This window comes from Psychrobacter sp., assembly GCF_030457785.1.
GTDB lineage: Bacteria > Pseudomonadota > Gammaproteobacteria > Pseudomonadales > Moraxellaceae > Psychrobacter.
In genome coordinates this window covers 1-4,144 of sequence record NZ_JAKDUI010000227.1, presented here as the reverse complement: position 1 = coordinate 4,144, position 4,144 = coordinate 1, and the positions used below count along the sequence as shown (strand labels likewise).

Sequence of the window (4,144 nt, the reverse complement as noted above, 5' to 3'; positions counted from 1 at the left end):
TGATAGAGACCGCTTGACTGTGTTGGTGAGTGGATATAGATATGTCTATCTTTATAAGTATTATCAGTAGAAAGTGAATCTCTCACGATATTCAACTTTGGTCACAAAATGGTCACCGAGCACTTGGTCACCGATTTTTAAAAGGTAAAATGTCTGCACGAAAATTTATCACGATGACATTGTGGATTATGGAAGGGCGGGCTATTTTATAAGAGCGGCTAAATCAAAAACAGCTAACTCTTATAAATAAAGGCTTTCATAGAAAACACAGACACAAAAAAACCTCAAGTAAACTAATACTTGAGGTTGAAACTTTTGTATTAAAACTAAGTTTTAAATATGGCGCAGCGGACGGGACTCGAACCCGCGACCCCCGGCGTGACAGGCCGGTATTCTAACCAACTGAACTACCGCTGCTTAGGTCGTTTTTAGCATTTTACTTGTTAAATACAAGTCCACTTCGCTAAAGAGTGGTGGGTGATGACGGATTCGAACCGCCGACATTCTGCGTGTAAGGCAGACGCTCTACCAACTGAGCTAATCACCCTTCGAACAATTGCTAAGCAATTTATTCAACATCAACTGGGCGCTTGGTTTGTCACTGAGCCCCGTTGCTGTGGATGTGTATTATATAGATTTACGCATGGCTGTCAAACGGTATTTTAACTATTTTGCCAAATAATTGAAAATAATTTTCAATCTACCGATCTGTATCCGTATGAGCCAGATATTTAGTGGGTTTGCCATAATGGGACATATGTGGCTATGTATTGTTTGATGATGAAAAGCTACTATACTGTGCATGATTGCATGATTGCATGATTTGATTCTTATTATAGTGTGGTGATTAACTGTTATTAAGGAAGGCGGGTTATAGATATTTTTTCTATTGAGCGATTCTTTACGACTTGGACTTGGGTAGATATTGCTGAGTTAGGTCTGGTATTGCATATTATTCTAATGATAGTGATGACGCTGCGCATTGTGTCTGTGCAGCGCAATATTGGCGTGTCTATCGCTTGGATAGCGGTCCTTTATACCGTGCCAGTATTTGGATTCATTGCGTATATATTATTAGGTGAGCCGATGATTGGACGACGCTATCGTGAGCGTGTCGATCAAGCGGGCCTGTTGATGAATGACATGGCGCGGCGCGAAAATTTGGTTTTTGATCAAGGTAAAGAGCTGCTGACAGCCAATTATCGTGGCGTCAGTCAAATAGGGACGCGCTGGACAGGACTGGGTGTGTTCCCGGGCCACAACATGCAACTATTGACTGATCCCAATGCTATTTTTCAGGGTTTGGTAAATGATATAAACACAGCGCAGTATACTATCCTGATGGAGTTTTATATTATTTACCCAAAAGGACAAGTGCTTGAAGTGATAGAGGCGTTATCAGCGGCAGCGCAGCGCGGTGTAGAGTGCCATATATTGGCTGATAGTGTGGGTAGTTTTAGCTTTCTCAATAGCAGCGAGCACGACGCATTGGAGCGAGCAGGGGTTTTTGTTCATCAATCATTGCCAGTGGGCTTGTTCAAGACGTTGTTTAAACGTTCTGATGTGCGTAATCATCGGAAGATAGTAGTTATTGATGAACATATTGGTTACATGGGTAGCTTTAACTTGGTGGATCCGAAGTTTTTTAAACAAAATAAAAATGTTGGACAGTGGATTGATGTGGCAATACGCACGACCAGCCAACACTCAATTAGTATTGCGACAGCTATGGCAGTGGTAGTGGCTACAGATATCGGCGCAGAAAATAAAGACAATTTAGATGCGCTGAATCAGCGAATAAACAACTACACACGTAAGCTATATGTGATGAACCCAACCATTAACGATCTCAACAGCCGAGTAAAGGCACTGGATGAGGATAGTGAGGGTCATGAGCAGCCAGAGTTTGGAGCGACATCCATTGTATTGCCGAAGATGCCTATCGTAAACAATGTGCTGGCACAGTTAATACCTTCGGCACCGCAGGTAACCGCTCATGTCATCTATAATACCTTGATCACCGTCATCCATCGTGCCAATCGTCGTATCCGCATTACCACGCCATACTTTGTCCCTGATGAAGCGCTGTCAGGAGCATTGACGATAGCGGCTAAGCGTGGTGTTGATGTGACACTTATTGTCCCTGAAAAAGTGGATTCATTTCTCGTTCAGCATGCCTCGCAGGCATATTATCAGGAGCTGCTCGAAGCAGGAGTAAATATTGCCTTGTTCACTGGTGGGCTGCTGCATACTAAAACGGTGGTCATCGATGATGATTACTGTTTATTTGGTACGGTAAATATCGATATGCGTAGTTTTTATCTGAACATGGAAGTTAGCTTGGCCATTTATACACCGGAAATGGTGGCGCAAGTGGCTGATTGCCAAGAGGTTTATTTAGAAAGCTGTCGGTATGTGAGCCTCGAAGAATGGCAGAAGCGTCGAGGGAGTGAGAGACTGTTTGATAATGTGGTACGCTTGTTTAGCCCTCTATTGTAACGCTCGATATAGTCAGTTTAATATAAAAAAGACACAGCGAGACTGGGGTGAATTTTTACACATCTGATCTACTATTAAATGACTCCATACTTCGTTTATCTATGTTTATCTATATAAAGGACACGTTTGTTTATGTCTGTATCGCCCTTAACACCAGTTGACTATATCGCAGCAGGCTATTGGCAAGACTTTTTGGCTGATCGACCTATTGCAGGTGGCATTGCCTACGAGAGTGAGTTGCGTGCTTGTACGTTGGATGAGTCGCTGGCAAGTTTGCAACGTGTGGATATACTGCTGTCTCGAATACGCCGTGATCTCATTAAGGAAGACAAATGGGATGAGACGGTGTTGTTGGCAGATGAGCAATATCGTAATTTAATGGTGTTTTCGGCATTTTATGCAGGACGTGTATTGACGCAGCAGTGGCAACACACGCCACGTTGGTATGGGCGGTTTGAGTTGAGTAAGCGTTATCCTCATTTGTTGCTAATCAGCGATGACTTTTATCAGCACATGGCAGTGGATTATGACGATGGCAGTGAGGAACTTGGAGTTGGGTTAACGTCACTTTTCTTTGCTTTAGAACCGATAGGGTTGCGCTTGTTTGGTCATATCGATCGACAGTTTGAAGCGGTGCAAGGTGGTGAGGTAGCAAGTGGTCTGTATCAGGCTGTATGCGCCAGATTACCAAATACTACTGGTGCTACCGCAGCGACTGATGTCTCTCAGAGCACTAAGCAATTCACTGGTACAAATGTCAATTTAAACAGTAACAGTAACAGTAACAGTAACAGTGTCAATGTTAATGTCAATAATGATAAACATGCACAAGATAAAGAACATGCAAGCATGAGCCCAGTGGTAGTCGCTGATGAGTATTCAGAAGCGATGGTGGTTGATGATGAGTCCGTAAGTAAAAAGCTCTCTGAGCAAGACAGATTGACCAAGCCTGAAGAGTCCGACGAAACATCTTCGCTAGAGCATGGCAGGTCGCCGAGTTTGTCATCAGTTAAATCAGCCACGATGTCTTCTGATACTTCACCAACGCCAAAGATATTCAGGCAACTACTCATAGAGCTCGATGACATAGAAGTCGTACAAACTGCGGGTAATATCGAATATCAAAAAGCGAGTAAAGTTTTAGATCAGTTTGAAAAACACATCGCCAAAAAAGACAAGCCACGTGCGCAAATTACATTTTCAGAGCGTCACTTGGCGGCAAAAGAACAAGCGTTGCAAGCGCTTCAAGAGTCGTCTAATCTGGGCAATACTGCTGCCATGCTGCGATTGGCAATGTATGAGCTACTTGGCGAAGGTATATCGCTCGATGACAGTAGGGGTGCTGAGTCAGGGCTAAAGTGGATCAAACAAGCGGCCAATAGCAATGACAGTCGTGGACAGCGTCTACTGAGCAAGATGTACTATCAAGGAATAGGTGTGCCGCAGGATGTCGCGAGTGGAAAGTATTGGTTGGACAAAGCAGCAGAAAACGGTCATCCAGAAGCAGCGAATGTAGTGATGCAATGGCAGCAAGCACAAGCACTCATCGCAACGCAGAAACAAGAACAACATAGTAGCAAACGTTATATGGTATTGTTCGCTGTGGTGATAGTGATGGCGATACTTATATTAGTAATCGTGTAAA

General features: G+C 43.5%; 2 protein-coding genes and 2 tRNA genes. 2 read left to right on the top strand and 2 right to left on the bottom strand.

The genetic code is table 11. The features are described from left to right. Nucleotides 1–340: 340 nt before the first annotated feature. Together L0J61_RS09735 and L0J61_RS09730 are read right to left on the bottom strand one after the other, a co-directional pair. Nucleotides 341–417, bottom strand: a tRNA-Asp gene (locus L0J61_RS09735). A gap of 54 nt (nt 418–471) precedes the next feature. Continuing rightward, nucleotides 472–547 (bottom strand) — tRNA-Val (locus L0J61_RS09730). Nucleotides 548–873: 326 nt separating this feature from the next. Between L0J61_RS09730 and L0J61_RS09725 the strand changes: the two genes are divergently transcribed. Together L0J61_RS09725 and L0J61_RS09720 are read left to right on the top strand one after the other, a co-directional pair. After that, nucleotides 874–2,499: a cardiolipin synthase gene (locus tag L0J61_RS09725; protein ID WP_301466250.1), complete on the top strand. Its 1,626-nt coding sequence runs from the start codon at nt 874–876 to the stop codon at nt 2,497–2,499. A 132-nt stretch (nt 2,500–2,631) separates the two neighbouring features. Further along, nucleotides 2,632–4,143, top strand: a complete 1,512-nt coding sequence (locus L0J61_RS09720; protein ID WP_301466249.1) for a tetratricopeptide repeat protein — start codon at nt 2,632–2,634, stop codon at nt 4,141–4,143. Nucleotide 4,144 lies beyond the last annotated feature (1 nt).